17 protein-coding genes are annotated in these 18,119 nt (G+C 69.6%); 6 read left to right on the top strand and 11 right to left on the bottom strand.

All coding sequences use genetic code 11. The annotated features are described in order from the left end of the window. Positions 1–3,157 (bottom strand): non-ribosomal peptide synthetase (locus VIR15_RS00995; protein WP_414654881.1); only part of this gene is annotated, 3,157 nt, incomplete at its 3' end. A 68-nt stretch (positions 3,158–3,225) separates the two neighbouring features. Then, a complete protein-coding gene (locus tag VIR15_RS00990) occupies positions 3,226–3,612 on the bottom strand; it encodes a VOC family protein (RefSeq protein WP_331925601.1) in 387 nt (128 codons plus the stop codon). 371 nt (positions 3,613–3,983) lie between these two features. Between VIR15_RS00990 and VIR15_RS00985 the strand changes: the two genes are divergently transcribed. After that, entirely contained in the window at positions 3,984–4,655 is a 672-nt protein-coding gene (locus VIR15_RS00985; protein WP_331925600.1) for a cytidylate kinase family protein, read from the top strand. A gap of 21 nt (positions 4,656–4,676) precedes the next feature. Here the strand turns inward: VIR15_RS00985 and VIR15_RS00980 are convergent, their stop codons facing one another. Both VIR15_RS00980 and ispG read right to left on the bottom strand, forming a co-directional pair. Continuing rightward, on the bottom strand, positions 4,677–5,345 hold the full coding sequence (locus tag VIR15_RS00980) for a nucleoside/nucleotide kinase family protein (RefSeq protein WP_331925599.1): 669 nt from the start codon (positions 5,343–5,345) through the stop codon (positions 4,677–4,679). A 3-nt stretch (positions 5,346–5,348) separates the two neighbouring features. After that, on the bottom strand, positions 5,349–6,509 hold the full coding sequence (gene ispG, locus VIR15_RS00975) for a flavodoxin-dependent (E)-4-hydroxy-3-methylbut-2-enyl-diphosphate synthase (RefSeq protein WP_331925598.1): 1,161 nt from the start codon (positions 6,507–6,509) through the stop codon (positions 5,349–5,351). A gap of 128 nt (positions 6,510–6,637) precedes the next feature. On the opposite strand from ispG, the gene VIR15_RS00970 reads away from it, so the two are divergent. Next, positions 6,638–7,822, top strand: coding sequence for a zinc-dependent alcohol dehydrogenase (locus VIR15_RS00970; RefSeq protein WP_331925597.1), 1,185 nt, complete (start codon positions 6,638–6,640; stop codon positions 7,820–7,822). Between the two features lie 72 nt (positions 7,823–7,894). Here VIR15_RS00970 and VIR15_RS00965 read toward each other — a convergent pair whose 3' ends face one another. The 5 genes from VIR15_RS00965 to VIR15_RS00945 all read right to left on the bottom strand — a co-directional run bounded on the left by VIR15_RS00965 (position 7,895) and on the right by VIR15_RS00945 (position 13,523). Continuing rightward, a complete protein-coding gene (locus VIR15_RS00965; protein ID WP_331925596.1) occupies positions 7,895–9,241 on the bottom strand; it encodes a M50 family metallopeptidase in 1,347 nt (448 codons plus the stop codon). A gap of 91 nt (positions 9,242–9,332) precedes the next feature. After that, positions 9,333–10,250: a putative endonuclease domain-containing protein gene (locus tag VIR15_RS00960; RefSeq protein WP_331925595.1), complete on the bottom strand. Its 918-nt coding sequence runs from the start codon at positions 10,248–10,250 to the stop codon at positions 9,333–9,335. A gap of 142 nt (positions 10,251–10,392) precedes the next feature. Beyond that, on the bottom strand, positions 10,393–11,679 hold the full coding sequence (gene dxr / locus VIR15_RS00955) for a 1-deoxy-D-xylulose-5-phosphate reductoisomerase (RefSeq protein ID WP_414654880.1): 1,287 nt from the start codon (positions 11,677–11,679) through the stop codon (positions 10,393–10,395). 52 nt (positions 11,680–11,731) lie between these two features. Further along, on the bottom strand, positions 11,732–12,262 hold the full coding sequence (locus VIR15_RS00950; protein ID WP_331925593.1) for a pyridoxamine 5'-phosphate oxidase family protein: 531 nt from the start codon (positions 12,260–12,262) through the stop codon (positions 11,732–11,734). A gap of 28 nt (positions 12,263–12,290) precedes the next feature. After that, positions 12,291–13,523, bottom strand: a complete 1,233-nt coding sequence (locus VIR15_RS00945) for an SRPBCC family protein (RefSeq protein WP_331925592.1) — start codon at positions 13,521–13,523, stop codon at positions 12,291–12,293. A 76-nt stretch (positions 13,524–13,599) separates the two neighbouring features. Here VIR15_RS00945 and VIR15_RS00940 point away from each other — a divergent pair, with 76 nt between their 5' ends. Both VIR15_RS00940 and VIR15_RS00935 read left to right on the top strand, forming a co-directional pair. Continuing rightward, entirely contained in the window at positions 13,600–14,106 is a 507-nt protein-coding gene (locus VIR15_RS00940) for a guanyl-specific ribonuclease (protein ID WP_331925591.1), read from the top strand. Further along, a complete protein-coding gene (locus tag VIR15_RS00935; RefSeq protein WP_331925590.1) occupies positions 14,103–14,450 on the top strand; it encodes a barstar family protein in 348 nt (115 codons plus the stop codon). Before VIR15_RS00940 ends, VIR15_RS00935 begins: the two co-directional genes overlap by 4 nt. A 26-nt stretch (positions 14,451–14,476) precedes the next feature. Here VIR15_RS00935 and VIR15_RS00930 read toward each other — a convergent pair whose 3' ends face one another. Beyond that, positions 14,477–15,169 (bottom strand): TetR/AcrR family transcriptional regulator, encoded by a 693-nt coding sequence (locus tag VIR15_RS00930; protein WP_331925589.1) that lies wholly within the window; start codon positions 15,167–15,169, stop codon positions 14,477–14,479. An 89-nt stretch (positions 15,170–15,258) separates the two neighbouring features. Between VIR15_RS00930 and VIR15_RS00925 the strand changes: the two genes are divergently transcribed. Both VIR15_RS00925 and VIR15_RS00920 read left to right on the top strand, forming a co-directional pair. Beyond that, on the top strand, positions 15,259–16,260 hold the full coding sequence (locus VIR15_RS00925) for an ABC transporter ATP-binding protein (RefSeq protein ID WP_331925588.1): 1,002 nt from the start codon (positions 15,259–15,261) through the stop codon (positions 16,258–16,260). Beyond that, positions 16,253–17,077, top strand: a complete 825-nt coding sequence (locus VIR15_RS00920; protein WP_331925587.1) for an ABC transporter permease — start codon at positions 16,253–16,255, stop codon at positions 17,075–17,077. Before VIR15_RS00925 ends, VIR15_RS00920 begins: the two co-directional genes overlap by 8 nt. Before the next feature lie 14 nt (positions 17,078–17,091). On the opposite strand, the gene VIR15_RS00915 is transcribed toward VIR15_RS00920, so the two are convergent. Further along, positions 17,092–18,093, bottom strand: a complete 1,002-nt coding sequence (locus tag VIR15_RS00915; protein ID WP_331925603.1) for a DnaB-like helicase C-terminal domain-containing protein — start codon at positions 18,091–18,093, stop codon at positions 17,092–17,094. Positions 18,094–18,119: the final 26 nt, after the last annotated feature.

The following is an 18,119-nucleotide window of genomic DNA, read 5'->3' as shown; positions in this document are numbered from 1 at the left end:
CCGGCGGGCTGCCGAGCCAGCTCGACCCCGCCTTCGCTTTTTCCGGCGCCGCCGAGAGGACGGCCACGAGTCCGTGCTTCGGCACTCGGCGGCCGGGCGCGGTCATGCCCGAGTTGCCGAGGAAGGCACGCTTGCCCACCTTCGCCGGCGCGATGCGCATCCAGCCCCGGCCGAGCTCGTAGCTCGCGATCATCGTGTCATCGGCGAGAAAGGCCCCGTCACCGATCGTGGTCATCCGCGGGACCAGCAGGACGGTGGAGGCCTCGACCCCCTTGCCGACCCGCGCACCGAGCAGGCGGAGCCACACCGGTGTGAAGAGACTCGCGTAGATCGGGAAGAGGATGGTCCGCGCCTGGTCGAGGATCCGCTCGGTCATCCACACCTGCCAGCCGACACGGCCGCGCACCGGATGGTGTCCCTCGGTGAGGCCGGTGCCGAGGAATCGGACGGTGACAACCGTGAGCGCGCCAAGGGTCAGCATCCCGAGGACGGTGACGACGGGTACCGACAGGAAGGCCGTCACGGCTGCCTCCCGGAAGGACGTCTCGTTCTGGAGCCAGCCGGCGACGAGCAGCAGGCCGGGCACGAGAGAGACGAGCGGGATGAGCGAGACGAGGAAGGACGAGACCCCGTAGAGGGAGACCCAGTAGGGCTTCGGCGCCGGGCGCTCGGCCGGCCAGTGGGAGTCCTCGGAACGGACACGGACGGCCGGCGACCCCGCCACGGTCGCGCCCCTGCGTACGTCGGTGAGCACCGTCGACGCCGCCTGGACGACGACGTCACGCCCGATCCGCACTTCGGGTCCGATGGTGCTCCGACCACCGATCCGGGCGCCGGCGCCGATGTGGATGCGGCCGACGTGGATGACGTCACCGTCCATCCAGTAGCCCGAGAGGTCGACCTCGGGCTCGACGCTCGCCCCATCGCCGATCGTCAGCATGCCGGTGACAGGAGGGACGGTGTGCAGGTCGACCCCGCGGCCGACCTGGGCGCCGAGAGCCCGGGCGTAGTGGATGATCCACGGCGCCCCCGCCAGGCTGACCGCACCCATGACCTCGGTGAACCGCTCGGCTGCCCACAACCGCAGCTGGACGTTGCCCCCACGTGCGTAGGTGCCGGGCTTGACCCCGGCAAGGATGATGCGGGCCCCCGCGGCGCTGAGCGCCATCCGCCCGAGCGGGGTGATGAACGCGAGCGCACCGAGGCCCACGAGCCACCACGACACGGGGCGCGCCCACGGGGCCAGGCCGAGCGCCCGGAGCAGCTCGGTTGCAGCGACCAGGGCGACGAGCCACTGGAGCGCCTTGACCGTGAGCAGGCCCAGCGAGATGACGGTCTGGACGAGCTGGGTCGAGCGTGGGATCCGACGGACCTCCCGCACGGTCGCCTCGGAGAGGCCGGGCGAGATCGACTCGAGGAAGTCGGCCTGGGCGCCGAGACGGGGGTGATCGTAGAGGTCAGCCACCGTGACCGTCGGGTACTGCTCGCGCAGCCGCGAGACCAGCTGGGCGGCAGACAGGCTCCCGCCTCCGAGCGCGAAGAAGTCCGCGTCGAGCGAGCGGACTGGTGCGCCAAGGGTGTCGGTCCAGTGATGCGACAACCATGCCGGTATGCCGCTGAGCTCGCTCCCGGCGTCCGCCTCGTCCGCGCCGGCGGAGCCGGGCAGTGGCCACGGCAGTGCGTTGCGGTCGACCTTCCCCGACGTGCGAGTCGGGAGCGTGTCGACGGTCGCGAGCAGCGGCACGAGTGCCGCCGGCAGCTCTTGGCGCAGGCGGGTCAGTGCGGACTCGTGGTCGAAGTCGTCGGGGTCCGCGGGCACGACGTAGCCGACGAGGACCTGGGTGCCCGCCGCGGTCGTCTTGACAGCGGCGGCCGCTCCCGTGACCGCGTGCAGACCTTGGAGGGCTGCGTCGACCTCACCCAGCTCGATCCGACGGCCACCGAGCTTCACCTGCTCGTCCGCGCGGCCAACGAAGATGAGTCCCTCGGGGTCGTTGACCACGAGGTCGCCGGACCGGTAGGCGCGATCCCAGCCGAGGCTGGACATGGGAGCGAACTTCTCGGCGTCCTTGACCGGGTCGAGGTAGCGCGCCAGACCCACTCCTCCGATGATGAGCTGGCCCACCTCCCCCGGTCGGACGGGCTGTTCGTCCGAGTCGACGACGACGAGGTCCCAGCCGTCGAGCGGCAGGCCGATGCGCACGGTGCTGCGCCCGTCGAGCACCGCGCCGCACGCGACGACGGTGGCCTCGGTCGGGCCGTAGGTGTTCCAGACCTCACGCTCCGGGGTCGCCAGCCGCTCGGCGAGCTCGGGTGGGCAGGCCTCCCCGCCGAAGATGAGCAGCCGCACCTGCTCGAGCGCCTCGGGGGGCCAGAGGGCCGCGAGGGTCGGCACGGTCGAGACGATGGTGATGCCCTGAGCGATGAGCCAGGGCCCGAGGTCGATCCCGGTCCGGACGAGCGCGCGGGGTGCCGGCACGAGGCAGGCGCCGTGGCGCCACGCGAGCCACATCTCCTCGCACGACGCGTCGAAGGCGACCGACAGGCCGGCGAGGACACGGTCGCCCGGGCCGATCGGCTCGCCGTGGAGGAACATCCGCGCCTCGGCATCGACAAAGGCGGCGGCCGACCGGTGGGTGACGGCAACGCCCTTGGGCACGCCCGTCGACCCGGACGTGAAGATCACCCAGGCGTCGTCGTCCGGGGTCACGTCCGGCAAGTCGCTGACCGCCCCGGCGTCGGGATCACGGGTAATGGTGCTGATCGCTCGGCCGGGGCCGACGACCGCCGTGACCCGAGCCTCCCCGAAGACGAGGTCGGCGCGCTCCTGCGGATCGTCCGCATCGACGGGCACGTAGGACGCCCCGACGCGCATGATGCCGAGGATGCCCACGTACAGGTCATGGGTGCCCGACGGTGCCCGGACGCCCACTGCGTCCCCGCGTCGAACCCCCTCGGCCGCGAGCTCGCGGGCCATCCGGTCGACGTGCTCGCCCAGCTCCGCATAGGTCAGGACGCGGCTGGTGTCATCGATGGCCGGGGCGTCCGGGTGGGCAGCGATCGTCGCGTCAAGGACGTCGAGGAGCGTCCTCGGGGGCGCCGCCCGAGCGGCCGCCAGCAACGGATCGGACAAGCCGACCTCCTCCACACCTGGCATCCAGCCATGGACACGTGGAACGAGTCTAGGGAGCGAGAGTGAACGGCTGGGGCTGCCGCGCGGGTGACTCAGCCGCGGGAGGCGGGCTGGAAGAGCTCTACGAGGTTGCCATCCGGGTCCGCGAGCAGGATCTGACGGCCACCGGGTCCGGCGACCACTTCACTGCGGAACGCAAGGCCCGCGGCGCGGAGCCGGTCGATCTCGGCGTCCAGGTCGTCGAGCACCAGGTGGATGCGGTTGCGTCCGGGAACGTTGGCCTCCTCCGGCGTGGCTCGGGCGCCGGAGCTGGCCGGACCCGACAGGAGCAGTCGCAGCGGCCCGCGACGCACGTCGGCGAAGGCGGGCCCGGCGCTGCTGTCGAGCGTGAAGCCGAGGTGACCGGTGTAGAAGTCGATGGCCGCCTGCACGTCCGTGACGAGGTAGCGGACGCTGGCGTACCGGTCGTGGGTGTCCATGGCTCAACCTCCAGACGAGGTGCTACATGATATCGCCGGCGAGCTGTTGGTAGGCGGGATGGAGTTCTTCCCACCGACCTCGATGACCAGGATGGTTGGTCGCCGTCGGCGGTGAGCGTCGCCTCGATGACGCCGTCCGGTCCGTCTGTGGACGAAGTCAGGATGAGCAACCGGTGCGGCGGCTCGCACACTTGGACGCGGCCGGTGCCCTCCCAGACGCTGGCGAAGTAGCGTGCGCGGAACTCACCGCCCTGGCGCAGATCGCCCTTCCACCTCGCCGAGCCAGCAGGCGCGCCTGTCACCGACCTCCATGGTCAGTACAGCTAGGGTCATCTCGACATACGTTTCCTCGGCGAGGACGGCGGCACGACATGGACACGGGCACCCGCGCCCAGCTGCTCAGTTGCCTGGCCGGGGCGATCGGGTCCGTCGAGGTCGGGCACCCGACGCGGGTAGCGATCGACGGACCGCCCGCCGCCGGCAAGACCACCCTCGCCGACGAGCTGGCCGTCGTCCTGCGCGCGCAGGGCCGCGACGTCGTCCGCGCGACGATCGAGGGGTTCCTCTTTCCCGAGGCGAAGCGCTACCGGCAAGGTAAGTACTCGCCCATGGGTTGCTACCTCGACAACCACGACTACGAGGCACTGAAGGGGGTCCTGCTCGATCCGCTCGGCCCGGGTGGAGACCGACGCTTCCAGGACGCGGTCTACGACCGCACTTCCGACAGCGTCCTGTCGCCACCGGTCACGACAGCCGCTGCCGATGCCGTGCTGGTCTTCGACGGCGTCTTCCTCCAGCGCCCGGAGCTGATTGACCGATGGGAACTGCGGATCTTCGTGTCGACCGCATTCGAGACGACCGTGGACCGCGCCCTCATCCGGGAGCAGGGAGTGTCGTCCGCCGCCGAGGTCGCCCGCCGCTGGCGTGAGCGCTACATCCCCTCGCAACAGTTCTATTTCGACACGGTCCGCCCGACCGATCACGCCCACATCGTCGTGCACAACGACGACGCCCAGCAGCCGGCCTGGGAGGTCCGAGTCTGACCTCAGCCAACTCGGCACGGGTCAGCTGGGGAGGTGGACGCGGGGACGCCGGAGGTCGGTGTTGTCGATCACCCACGTCGCCCGCGCCCGCGGTCGAACCTCGGCGAGGTAGATCCGTTGGCCTCGGACGTACCGCGCGTTCGACTCGGCCTCGGGATCGGGGTCATGGAGGCCGGGGAATCGCGCGTTACCTCGTGGCACGGAGACCGTGAACGGCACATCCACGAAGAGAGCAGCGTCCCACGCGGATTCCAGCTCCGGGCGCTGGAGGAAGACCCCGTCCACGAGCAGCACGGTGTCCGCCTTTACGGGCACCGCCGGCACGTCAACGCGCCGGTCTTGCTCGACATCGTTGACGGCAGGCGTGACGGGCTGCCCGCGGCGGAACGGCTCGAGGACCGCAGCCCGGAACAGCGCGTAGTCATAGGAGTCGCGGTAGTACTGCTCCGGCCCGCGACCGTGGCGGTAGCGGACCGGGCTCGGGTGATGGAACCCGTCGATCGAGACCCGCATCACGTGACGGCGAGGTCCTACCGTAGCGGCGAGCTCGTCGGCCAGCATGGTCTTGCCCGCACCGTCGACCCCATCCACAGCAACCGCGATGCGCTCCTGCGGGAGGAACGCGACGATGCGTGCAGCGAGAGCGAGCACAGCGGCATACCTCTCGGTGGAGAGGAAGCCGTCGCGCACGACTCAGCCGACGGTGATGGTCGGGGCGCCCGCGGACTCGGCGTCCACCGGCTCCCCCATCTCCTCGGCGATGCGCATGGCCTCCTCGATGAGTGTCTCGACGATCTGGCTCTCGGGGACGGTCTTGATGACTTGGCCCTTGACGAAGATCTGGCCCTTGCCGTTACCGGAGGCGACGCCGAGGTCGGCCTCACGAGCCTCACCGGGGCCGTTGACGACGCAGCCCATGACGGCGACGCGCAGTGGGACGGTGAGGCCCTCGAGACCGGCGGTCACCTGGTCGGCGAGCGTGTACACGTCGACCTGTGCACGACCACACGACGGGCAGGAGACGATCTCGAGCTTGCGCGGCCTGAGGCCGAGCGACATGAGGATCTGGTTGCCGACCTTGACCTCCTCGACCGGCGGGGCCGAGAGCGAGACCCGGATCGTGTCGCCGATGCCCTTGGAGAGCAGGGCGCCGAAGGCCGTGGCGGACTTGATCGTGCCCTGGAAGGCGGGCCCGGCCTCGGTGACGCCGAGGTGCAGCGGCCAGTCGCCACGCTCCGCGAGCAGCTCGTACGCGCGGACCATCGTGACGGGGTCGTTGTGCTTGACCGAGATCTTGAAGTCGTGGAAGTCGTGCTCCTCGAAGAGGCTCGCCTCCCACACGGCGGACTCGACCAGGGCCTCGGGGGTGGCCTTGCCGTACTTCTCGAGCAGCCGCCTGTCGAGGGAGCCGGCGTTGACGCCGATGCGGATCGAGACGCCCGCCTCCTTGGCGCGGCGGGCGATCTCCCCGACCTGGTCGTCGAACTGGCGGATGTTGCCCGGGTTGACACGTACGGCGGCGCACCCGGCGTCGATGGCCGCGTAGACATACTTGGGCTGGAAGTGGATGTCGGCGATGACCGGGATCTGTGACTTCCGTGCGATGGCCGGCAGGGCCTCGGCGTCGTCCTGGCTGGGGCAGGCGACGCGGACGATGTCGCAGCCAGTGGCGGTCAGCTCAGCGATCTGCTGGAGCGTGGCGTTGACGTCCGTCGTCGGTGTCGTCGTCATGGACTGCACCGAGATGGGGAAGTCGCTGCCGACGCCCACCTTGCCGACCCGAATCTGGCGAGTCTTGCGCCGAGGCGCGAGCACGGGGGTCGGGGCCGACGGCATGCCGAGGGAGACACTCATGATCGCCATTATCACCCGGACTCCGGGTGTCCTCGGTCATCAGGTTTGGCCGGGGACGTCAGCGGGCACTGTCCTCGCACGGACGACGTCGTCGGCGACCACCGCGCGACGAGGCGAGGAGGACGCTGGTGAAGGCTCTGGTCTGGCACGGGAAGCGCGACGTGCGGGTGGATGAGGTCCCGGATCCTACGATCCAGGAGCCGACCGACGCGATCATCAAGGTGACCTCGACCGCGATCTGCGGCTCCGACCTGCACCTGTACGAGGTGCTGGGTGCCTACCTCACGCCCGGGGACATCCTCGGCCACGAGCCAATGGGAATCGTCGAGGAGGTCGGCGCGGAGGTGACCCACATCAAGCCAGGTGACCGGGTGGTCATCCCCTTCAACATCTCGTGCGGTCACTGCTGGATGTGTGAGCGGAATCTGCACGCACAATGTGAGACGACCCAGCAACGTGAGCAGGGCAAGGGGGCCGCGCTCTTCGGGTACACGAGCCTCTACGGTGGCGTGCCCGGGGGTCAGGCGGAGTACCTCCGCGTGCCGCAGGCGCAGTTTGGCCCGATCCCGGTGCCGGAGGGCCCGTCGGACCAGCGTTTCGTCTACCTGTCGGACATCCTGCCGACCGCCTGGCAGGCCGTGAAGTTCGCCGACGTCCCGGAGGGCGGCACGCTGGCCGTCGTCGGCCTCGGCCCTGTGGGACAGCTCGCCGCGCGGATCGGACGGCATCTCGGCGCCGAGCGCGTCATCGGCGTCGACCTCGTGACGGAGCGACTGGCCCTGGCCGCCGAGTTCGGCGCGGAGGTTCTCGACGTGAGCCGGGTCGACGACGTCGCCGAGGCGCTCATCGGGCTGACGGGCGGCCGTGGGCCGGACAGTGTCGTCGAGGCGGTTGGCATGGAGGCACACGGCTCTCCCGCGGCCAAGGCTGCGCAGACCGCCGTGGGCCTTCTGCCGGACACGTTGGCCAAGCCGCTGATCGACAGGATGGCGGTGGACCGGCTCGACGCCCTGCACACGTGCCTCAAGGCGGTGCGGCGGGGCGGGACGGTCTCGGTCGTCGGCGTCTACGGTGGTGAGATCGACCCCATGCCGATGATGGAGATGTTCGACCGCGGCATCACCATGCGGATGGGCCAGTGCCACGTCAAGCGGTGGATCGATGAGCTCCTGCCGCTCGTCCTCGACCCGTCCGACCCGCTCGGCACCGAACACCTCGCAACTCACCTGCTGCCCTTGGTGGAGGGCCCGCGCGGCTACGAGATGTTCCAGGCGAAGGATGACGGCTGCATCAAGGTCGTGCTGCAGCCCTGACGGCGCAGCGCCCTCTCGACTCTGAACGTGCCTCCGGGCACACCAACTCCGCCCCGGCGAACTTGTGGTGCGTCAGCCGAAGATGCTGATGGGCTTGACGATGTCGGCGTAGATGAGCAGGACCGACATCGTGATCAGGACGAGCGACATTCCGTAGGCGATCGGCAGGCCCTTGGCGACGTCGACATAGCCGGGATCGGGGCGATGGGTCAGCTTCGCCCAGCCCTTCTTGATCGACTCCCAGATCGCGCCCGCCACGTGTCCGCCGTCGAGGGGGAGCAGCGGGATGAGGTTGAACACGAACAGGGCCAGGTTGAGCGAGGCGATGAGCAGGACGAGCTGGGCGATCTTGAGCCAATTGCCACCTTGGTCGGCTGGGACCTCCAGGGCCGCGACCTCGCCGCCGATACGGCCGACGCCGACGACCGAGATCGGGCCGTTCGGGTCGCGCGCACCCGAGCCGAAGGCGGCCTGGGCAACCCCGACCATCTTCTCGGGGATGCGCCAGATGATGGAGGCCGTGTCGAGGGTCCGGTCCCAGACGAAACCTGGCGCTTCGGTCAGCGGCTTCGTGACGAGCTCGGACCCGGGTGTGATGCCCATGAACCCCATCGACCGGAGGACGAGTTCGCCGTCCTTGGTGATCGGCTCGCCCTGCTGGTCGTAGGTGGCCCGCTCGAGCTTCGCCGGCACGACCGGAACGGCGACTTCGTCCCCGCCCCGCTGGACGAGGAAGGTCATCTGCTTGCCACCGTTGTCCCGAATCGCAGCCGAGACCTCATCCCAGGTGGTGATCGGCTGACCGTTGACTGCGAGGATCCGGTCGTTCTGCTGGAACCCCGCGGCCTTGGCGGGCGAGGCCGGATCTCCAGCAGCACAGGCCGGGTGCGGCGACTCCACCGTCGGGGTCGCCGTCGGCACGCATTCCGAGATCAGTCCGACCTTCGGCGCCACCTGCGGCAGCCCGTAGAGCGTGATGACCCCGGTAATGAGCACGAACGCGATGAGCAGGTTCATCAACGGCCCGCCGAGCATCACGATGATCTTTTTGCCGGGGCTCAGCTTGTAGAAGACGCGGTCGCGGTCCTCCGGCCGCACTTCTTCCATCGAGTCGGCGCGGGCCTGGTCGACCATCTGGCTGAACCGGCCGGTGGAGACGGTCCGCAGCTGGCCTTCCGCATCGCCCTTGCGGGGCGGCAGCATGCCCACCATCCGCACGTAGCCGCCGAGCGGGATGGCCTTGATGCCGTACTCCGTCTCGCCGCGCCGGCGGGACCACATCGTCGGGCCGAAACCGACCATGTACTGCGTCACCTTGACGCCGAACTTCTTGGCCGGCACGAGGTGGCCGATCTCGTGCAGCGCAATGGACAGCGCCACACCGACGACGACGACGAGGACCCCTACGAGGAACAGCACGCATCCATTGTCACATCCACTCGAGCCCTCCTAAGCACGGATTCGATGTGATCGATCGGTGCATGACTCGATCGATCACATCGACGCGCTCTTACGCTGCGGGCGCGAGGCGAAGGCCGGCCTCGACCTGGTCCATGAAGCGGCGCGTTTCGAGACGAAGTCCAATGACGTCGATACGCAGGACGCGGTCGCCCGCCAGCGTCACGGAGTTCTGCCTCAGGTTGTCCTCGGTCGGATTGAGACCGATCCCGTGATGCACGCCGTCGATCTCGACGACCAGACCGTGGTCGTCCCAGCGGACGTCAAGGTAGATGCGACCCCGCGGCCCCTGACGCACCACCTGCCGACTGGGCTCCGGCAGGCCGCGCGCTCTGCAGAGGGCCGCGAAGTCGAGCTCGCCCAGGCTCTGCACGCCGAAGGCGATGTCCCTCACGACGCTTCGGATCAACGAGCGTCTGGTGCGTCCGCGGACCAGTCTTTGCGCGGCGGCGAGCCGAGCCGGGGTGGTGAGACGCTGTTGGACCGGCATGAGCAGCAGGAGCGCAGCCTGACGATCGGACCTGGCCCAATGAGCAGCTCGGACTGCCGCGATCTCTGACCGGGTCCGTGGCAGTCCCGCGTCGATGACTTCGCCGGCGACCCGCCGGATGACCTTGTGAATGCGCACACCGGGCAACAGCCGTGTGTTGTGGTTGTGCACGACGGACAGGTGCACGTCGTCGTCCTCGTAACCAGTCAGCCCTGAGTGCTGAAGGGACGAGACACCGTCGAGCACGCCGATGGCTGCACCGGTCTCCCAGATCGCGCTCCAACGGCGGGCGAGCACACTCAGCGCACCTCGGTGTAGGGCGACGGTCTGGGTGCCCCGCACGACCCACCGCCCAGACTCAACCTCGCGCCTGATGTCGTCGTGGTCGATGCCGAGCTGCCTGAGTTGTCTGCGTGACACAACGCCGTCCTGGTCGGATGCGAGCCCTTCAACGGCCCGGTGGCATGAGATGCGGTCCATGCCGTGGAGCCTGACCGGGCAGCACCCTCCCGCCCAGCACGGCCGGCGGCTCCGTGGATACGGCCATCGATGTCGCAGCGGATGTGGACAACGATTCGATGTATTCGAATCGATGTGATCCATCGATGCCAGACTCGATCGATCACATCGATCCGAATACATCGACCCGGGCCCCGGCGGCCTCCCTGGCCCACGCGTCGGCCGTGAGGACGTCGTCGAGCGTCAGGTCAGTGATCTGCGAAAGGGGCTCAGCGGCATACGAATCCACGATTGCTGCAACGGTGTCCACAATCCCCACGAAGCCCAGCCGACCCTCGTGGAAGGCGTCGACCGCCACCTCGTTCGCCGCGTTGTAGACGGCCGGCCACGTGCCACCCGCCTGCCCCACCCGACGAGCGAGCGCAACGGCGGGGAACGCCTCGTCGTCGAGCGGCTCGAACTCCCACGACTGAGCCTTCGTCCAGTCGCACGGCACGTCGGCATCCGGGATCCGCTCGGGCCAGGACATCCCGAGTGCGATGGGGACGAGCATCCGTGGAGGGCCGGCCTGCGCGATCGTCGAGCCGTCGACGAACTCGACCATCGAGTGGATCATCTGCTGCGGGTGGACGACGACGTCGATCCGGTCGAACGGGATGTCGAAGAGCAGGTGCGCCTCGATCACCTCGAGTCCCTTGTTGACGAGGGTCGCGGAGTTGGTCGTGATGACGCGGCCCATGGCGAAGTTGGGGTGGGCGAGCGCCTGCTCGGGCGTGACGTCGGCGAGCTCGGCCCGGCTGCGCCCGCGGAACGGCCCGCCGCTCGCGGTGACGACGAGGCGCCGGACCTCCTCGGCGCGCCCGCCGCGCAGGCACTGGGCTATGGCGCTGTGCTCGGAGTCGACGGGCACGATCTGGCCCGGTCGTGCGAGCGCCTTGACGAGCGGACCGCCGATGATGAGCGACTCCTTGTTCGCCAGCGCCAAGGTCGTGCCTGCGCGCAGCGCCGCGAGAGTGGGCTCGAGCCCGATGGCCCCGGTGATGCCATTGACGACGACGTCGGCTGGGCGGGCGGCCAACGCTGAGCTCGCGTCGGGGCCGGTCAACAGCTCGGGGTCGTATGCCGCTGAGCTGGCTTCGCTGCCCATGGCGCCGTGGGTGCGCGGTCGGGTTCCGTGGGCAGCCCGTCGGATCGCCGCGGACAGCTCGCTGTCGGTGGCGTTCGCCGCGGCGACGACCGGGACCTCAAGGGCGACAGCCTGCTCGGCAAGGAGCTCGAGGTTGCCGCCCGCGGACAGGCCCACCAGCTCGAAGCGGTCGGGGTTGCGTCGGACGAGGTCGAGGGCCTGCGTCCCGATGGAGCCGGTCGAGCCGAGCAGGATGACCCTGCGGGGCCGGCGCAGTGAGGACGGGGCAGCGAGCGCATCGGTCACACGCTCATCCTCGCGCATGCTGACTGATGCGGCCGTCCGGCCTCCGCGCCATCGCACGGGTGGTTGGGGCTCAATGCTGCGTCGGCTGCACGCCCCGCGCGCGCAGCAGCTCGTCCCGCTGGAAGGCGTACGCGACCGCCCAGGTCATCCGGAGGCGATACATCCGGATGTCGTCACCCCACGAGAACGGGTTGCTGCCGTAGTGCGCGGTCCAGTGCGCCTCGACCTCGTCCCGCTCGGGCCCCGGCCGCATCAGCTCGGCCTTGCCATGGCTGAAGAGCGCGAGCTCCTCACCGTCGATGTGTGCCACGCTCACGGCTGGCCGGCGCTCGATGTGCCTCGCCTTGGCCGAGCTGCCGTCCGTGCTGAAGGTCCACGTGCCGTGCAGGAAGTGCCCGTCCAGCGCGCTGATGCGCGGCTCCCCCCGGGAGGTCACCGTGGCCACGGACAGCACCTTCATCCCGGTGAGCAGCTGCACGAGTTCCTCCGCAGTGAGGCAGCGCTCGTCGTTGATGATCGAACGCAGGTGCCCGGTGGCCCGGGCGTGCGAGGCGTCGAGCAGCTTCTGGAAGGTGGCGATCTCGGCAGCGGTCTCAAGCACCTTCCCACGGTAGTGCTCGCAGCTCCGGCTAGAGCATGCCCCAGGTGAGGAACGCCTCGTCGACGTTGTCGTTCCTGCGGGGGCGGTGCTCCGGGACGGTGATCGGCAGGTGGGGCGGAGGCAGGAGCACTGGGGAGGGAACTGGGGGTGGAGGCGCTGGGGTTTCCGGTGGCGGCTCGAATCCAGGCGGCAGGAAGCCGGTGCGGGGATCCCGCGGGGGCTGGATCCCGGCCTCGGCGAGTCGCCGGATCGCCTCGAGGCGGGCTCGAAGGAGCGCTGCCGCAGGGCCTGCCCCGGACAGCGACCCCGCACCGGCCGGCAGGAAGGCGACGAGGGACTCGGTGAGCCGGCTGCCCCCGGTGGTCGGCTCGATCTGGGTCATGACAGCCGACTCGAACTCCGAGGTCAGGCTGCGCTCGACGATGCGCGGCGGGACATGCTCCGTCACCTGGGAGACGGTGACGGACCGGCGGCCGTCGTCGCCCTCGTGCAGCGCCACGTGGACGGGCTGGGGAAACCCGGGGACGACGACCCTCGTCACGCTCAGGGTGTGCGGTCTGATGAGTGGCTCGCATCCGGGGTCCAGGAGCAGGCCCCAGAGGACGTCAGGCGGGACAGCCAGCTCGATGGCCTCGTCGTGGGCGATCGGGACGAGTGCGGCCTGTCCAACCTCCGCGTCCATGGCGGCGATCTCGGCGCCGAGACGTGCCGAGTACGGTTCGGCGCCCACGGTGCCGGAGTCCATAGCGGTCGCGGCCTGGCCGGTGGACGACCCACCCTCGAGCCGCTCCTTGAGGCCGATGAGCCCGCGCTGCAACCAGAGGAGGGCAAACGCCGACCGGAGCTCGGTGGCGTGCCCCGGCATGATCCCGCTGAGCCGCTGATCGACGATGCACGCCTCGTCGACGGCCTCGAGCGTCGTTGTCAGGGTGATCGGCGCCGGGCCATCGACCGCTCGGGTGACGACGAGGCCTGGTGGCTCCGCGACTACGACCTGTCCCAGACCTGCGCGGAGCCGACCGTTGGGTCGACGCCACAGCACGGCGAGAGCGGTTGGGGACTCGTGCGGCGCCTCCGGGATGGGCACCAGGGCCAGGTCCTCGCCGGGGAGCGGGGCGGACGGTGTGACCAGCTCGTCCCATACCGCGCTCCGGTCGCGGTTGATGAGCACGCGATGGTGGACGTCGAGCGGCTGCCGCTGCTCCGGCGCCGGACGACGAAGCAGCTGGTCGCCCATGAGGCCTCGAAGCAGGTTGCGCACGTCCCCGAGTCTGGCCGACCCGGATCGGCGCCGTCATGGGTTCGCTCGAGAAGGGCGCGGCAGGCAGGATGAGGCCGTGCGAAGGACGACGCAGAGAACGCTGCTGATGCTCGCGCTGATCGCAGCTGCCACGCTCGTCGTCTGGCTCCTCGTCAGAGCACCGGGCGCAGGCACAGCGGAGCGAGACAGCGCCCAGGTACCCAGCCGGAGCGTCACTGCCACCTCAGGTGGGGACGGAGCTCAGCGGCATACGGCAACGAATGAACCCGACGACAGCGCAACGGATCCGGTGTCGGGGCTGCCGTGGGTGGCCGAGTCCGCCCTCCCGCCCGAAGCGCGTGACACGCTCGCGCTCATCGAGGCCGGCGGGCCCTTCCCCTACCCGCGCAACGACAACCAGACCTTCTTCAACCGCGAAGGCCTCCTGCCGCGCGAGGGCCGCGGCTACTACAGGGAGTTCACGGTGGAGACACCTGGCTCCGACGACCGCGGCCCCCGCCGGATCATCACGGGAGCCGGTGGGGAGAAGTACTGGACGGCGGACCACTACGACTCGTTCAGCCGGATCCGGGAGGGCAGATGACGACGTTCCTGGGACGGCACGACGAGGTCGACGACCACATCATCACGCTCGTTGCGCAGGGCGCGGACGTGCGTGTCGTGCGGGCCGGCACGGACAAGCGCACGGTGCTGTCCGGGTTCGCGGAGGCCCTGGACCTCCCCGGCTGGTTCGGGCACAACTGGGATGCCCTCGTCGACGCCCTCCGCGAGCTGTCCAACGATGACGCACGTCGGATCGAGCTCGTCTGGGACCATGCGCACGAGCTGCGGGAGACCGCGCCCGAGATCTTTGCCCTCGCCGTCGACATCCTCGAGCAGGTCGCGGACGAGCGCGACGATCTGGGCGTCACGATCATCGACCGCTGATCGGCGGACTCGGCCTGGCGCTGGCGCTAGGACGACGGCCACTCCCGCACGGTGGCAGCGATCCGCTCCTGCATCGCCCGGTCGTGCAGCACCGGCACCCCGTCTCCGTCGGCTTCGCGACTCTCCTCGGCACTCGCCGGAACCAGCAGACGCTGCATTCCCGTGCGTAGCGCTCGTTGGTCGATCGCCGTGCTACCGCCCAGCGACAGCAACGCAGCGCCCTGGTCCAATGCGGCCAGGAGCGCCCCAAGTTCATCAGGTGGAACGGGGTCCTCGTCGGTCCCGGACTCCACCGCGACGGCGGTGTAACCACGGATCACTGCCTGCATCCGCTGGCCCAGCTCGACCGCCAGCTCCTCGTCCCGGGCCGCCGTGGCAATGAACTCGAGGGTCGCCAGCGCGAATCCCTTGATCGCCTCGCGTGCCTCGTGCGACAACGCGGTGTCGCCTTCGGTCGGCGCGCTCTGGTCGAACACGGTCCAGCCCTCGGGCATCGCGGTCGCCACGTTCGCGTCCATCACCGCGAGGAAGAGCGCGGCCTTGCCCGCGAAGTTGGAGTAGACCGCGCCCTTGGAAAACCCGGCCTCGCGGGCGATGAGGTCGAGGTTCGCGCCGTGATAGCCCTCGCGGGCGAAGACCGCCCGCGCGGCGAAGATCAGTGCCTCCCGGGTCTGGCGCTGCCGGTCCCGGCGCGAGAGGGGTTCAGGCAGACGGACCATGACGCAAGCATATGGCGATGGCCCATTGACGTACTCACAGTATCTACATACTGTTGGTATTTACATACCGTGAGAATTTGGGAGAACCAGTGAATGAGGAAAGTGTGCTGTACGTCGAGGGCCTCACGCGCCGCTTCGGCTCCGTGGTGGCCAACAACGACGTGTCCCTCAAGGTCGGTCCCGGCGAAGTCGTGGGTCTGCTCGGGCACAACGGGGCGGGCAAGACAACCCTGATCTCCCAGGTCGTCGGCCTGCTGCGACCCGACTCCGGCAGCATCCGGGTCAGTGGCGTCGACGCGGTCAGCCACCCTGCCGCCGCCCGTCGCCACGCGGCCCTGCAGCCCCAGGCCCAAGCCCCCCTTGACGGCCTGACTCCCCGCACCGCCATCGAGATCGCCGGACGGATCCGAGGTCTCACCCGCCTCCGGGCCCGCGCTGCTGCCGAGGCGCTGGCCGCGGAGCTCGACATCACACCGTGGCTCGACCAGCGCGCGCTGCGCGAGGGGGGCGGCCTGTCCGGCGGGATCAGGCGGCTCACCGCCTTCGCCATGGCGGTCGCCGCCCCCACTCCCCTCTTGGTGCTCGACGAACCGACCAACGACGTCGACGCCTCGCGCCGGCGACTTCTGTGGGCGGCCGTGCGCCGCCGCGCGGACGAGGGCGCCGGCGTTCTGCTCGTGACGCACAACGTCGCGGAGGCGGAGCGCATCGTCGACGAACTCATCGTTCTCGACCGCGGTCGGGTGGTCGCCTCCGGCTCGCCTGCCAGGTTGCGCGGTACGCAGGACTCGGCACTCCGGCTCGAGCTGCAGCTGCCGCCGGAGGGTGCCAACCCTGCCTCTGATGAACAGGAGCTCCCGGTCACCACGGTGCGGCGGGTGCGGGCAGGGAGGCGTGTCCTGTTGACAGTGCCGGCGCACGAGGCGACGTCTGCCGTTGCCTGGGCGACCACCCTGCGCGCGGCGGACCGCATCGACGGCTACACCCTGACTCCAGCCACGCTCGAGGACGCCTACCTGTCACTCACCTCCATCGAGACAGACGAGGTGTCCGAGCCCGCCGCGACCCGAAAGGTGGCCGCCCATGTCTGAGTCAGTGGTCTCGAGGTCTTCCGCGCCGGATTCGGTCAGTGCTCGGCTCGAGCCCGTGGCCCGCCTCGCCCCCGTGCAGGTGAGCACGTGGTCGACCTACGGCACCCTGCTGCGCTGGCATATCGCCCAGATCGGCAGCTTCCTGCCCTTCGTCGTCGTGGTCCAGGCCCTACTGGCCGGCGGGATCATCGTCGGCTTCGGGTTCCTCGTCCCGGACATCGACCGCGCGACGGCAATGTTTCTATCCACGGGGGCGCCCACCGTGCTGCTCCTGACGATCGGGCTGGTGCTCGTCCCCCAGGGCGTGGCACGAGCTCGCACCGATGGCACGTTCAACTACATGCGCTCCCTTCCGCTCGCTCGTCCGCTGCTGCTGGCGGCCGACGTCACGGTGTGGCTGATGGTTGCGGCGCCGAGCGTGGCCGTCGGCGTCGTGGTCGCACGTCTGCGCTACGACCTCACCTTTTCCATCGACTGGCCGCTCCTCGTGACCGCAAGCCTGCTGGTCACGATCATGGCGACATCGGTCGGTTACGCCATCGCGGTGAGCATGCCGCCGATGCTGGCCCAGCTGGTGGCCCAGGTGTTGGTCTTCTTCGTGCTGCTCTTCTCCCCGATCACGTTCCCAGCCAGTCAGCTCCCGGCGTGGTTCCAATCGGTTCACGACGTGCTCCCCGTGCGCGCCGGTGCCGACCTGCTCCGAGCCGGGCTCGGCTCGGACACGTTCAGGGCCAGCGGAGGCGATCTCCTCGTGCTGACTCTCTGGTGCCTGCTGGGCGTCGTGGTCAGCCTGCGGGCGCTGGTGCGCCGGCAGTGACGGAGGCCTGCCCGTCAGGTCGTGAAGACCCGCTCGTCGATGAGCCGTTCCTTGACCTCGTTGCCGCGCGTGTGGAAGCGCCCGTGCTCGAAGTCCTTGGCGAACTCGAGCTCGACGTGACCCCGGCCGTGCCGGTTCTTCTCCACGGTGAGCACGGTCCAGTCGCGGAACCGCTGCATGTTGCCGAGGTCGTAGACGAGGTGGTCACGCGACACGACGTCGAGCTTGTCGCTGAGGATCAGCACCACGTCGGCCTCATAGGCGAGGGAGGAGGTGCCGCGCAGGTCATGGGTGCGCATGCGGTGGCCGGACACCAGCGCCTCCTTGTCGGCCGCCGAGATCGCGATGAGCGGGGCGCCCACCTCGAGGGCGAGGTCCTTGAGCCCCTCGACGACAATCGTCGTGCGCTCCTCCTCGGCGGCCCCGGGGACGGGAACCTTCTGGAGGTAGTCGACGAGGACGAGCGGCGCGGTACCCGATGCGGCCGTCACCTCGCGCACGATGCGGCGGACCTCGTCGAGGGTCGTGGTTGCGCCGGAGGACTCATGGATGTGGAGGCGGTCGCCATACCGGGCGAGCGAGGCGTGCGCCTCGAGGCCACCCGGCAGGCCGCCGAGCAACGATTCGAGCGGCGCCCCGCCGGACCCCCTCTCCAGAGCCCGTCGCACGCTGTGCACGTCGGCAGCGTTGCTGATGCCGAAGTCGTCCTCCGCTCCGGCACCTTCGAGCGACTCCATCGCCTCCATGGAGATGAGCCGCTCGAGCAGCGTGTGCGCGTCGTGCTCGTAGGACAACACGAGGGCCGAACCACCCGCAGCGACGGCGTTGCGGGCGAACTGGAAGCCCATGGTCGTCTTGCCGTTGCCGGCGGGACCACCGACGAGGATCAGCTCACCGGACCGGAAGCCGCCAGTCAGCGTGGCGTCGAGCGAGGCGAAACCCGTTGGGTGGACCTTGGCGCCAGGGGCGAATCCCCGCCGGAGGACGTGGTCGACCTCGGTGAGCAGGGTGCTCACCGAGTGCGGTCCGGTGGCCTGGCCGT

The sequence above is a fragment of the Intrasporangium sp. genome (assembly GCF_036566125.1).
Taxonomy (GTDB): domain Bacteria; phylum Actinomycetota; class Actinomycetes; order Actinomycetales; family Dermatophilaceae; genus Intrasporangium.
Note: the sequence above shows the minus strand (reverse complement) of the source record. Positions and strands in the feature narration are given on the sequence as shown.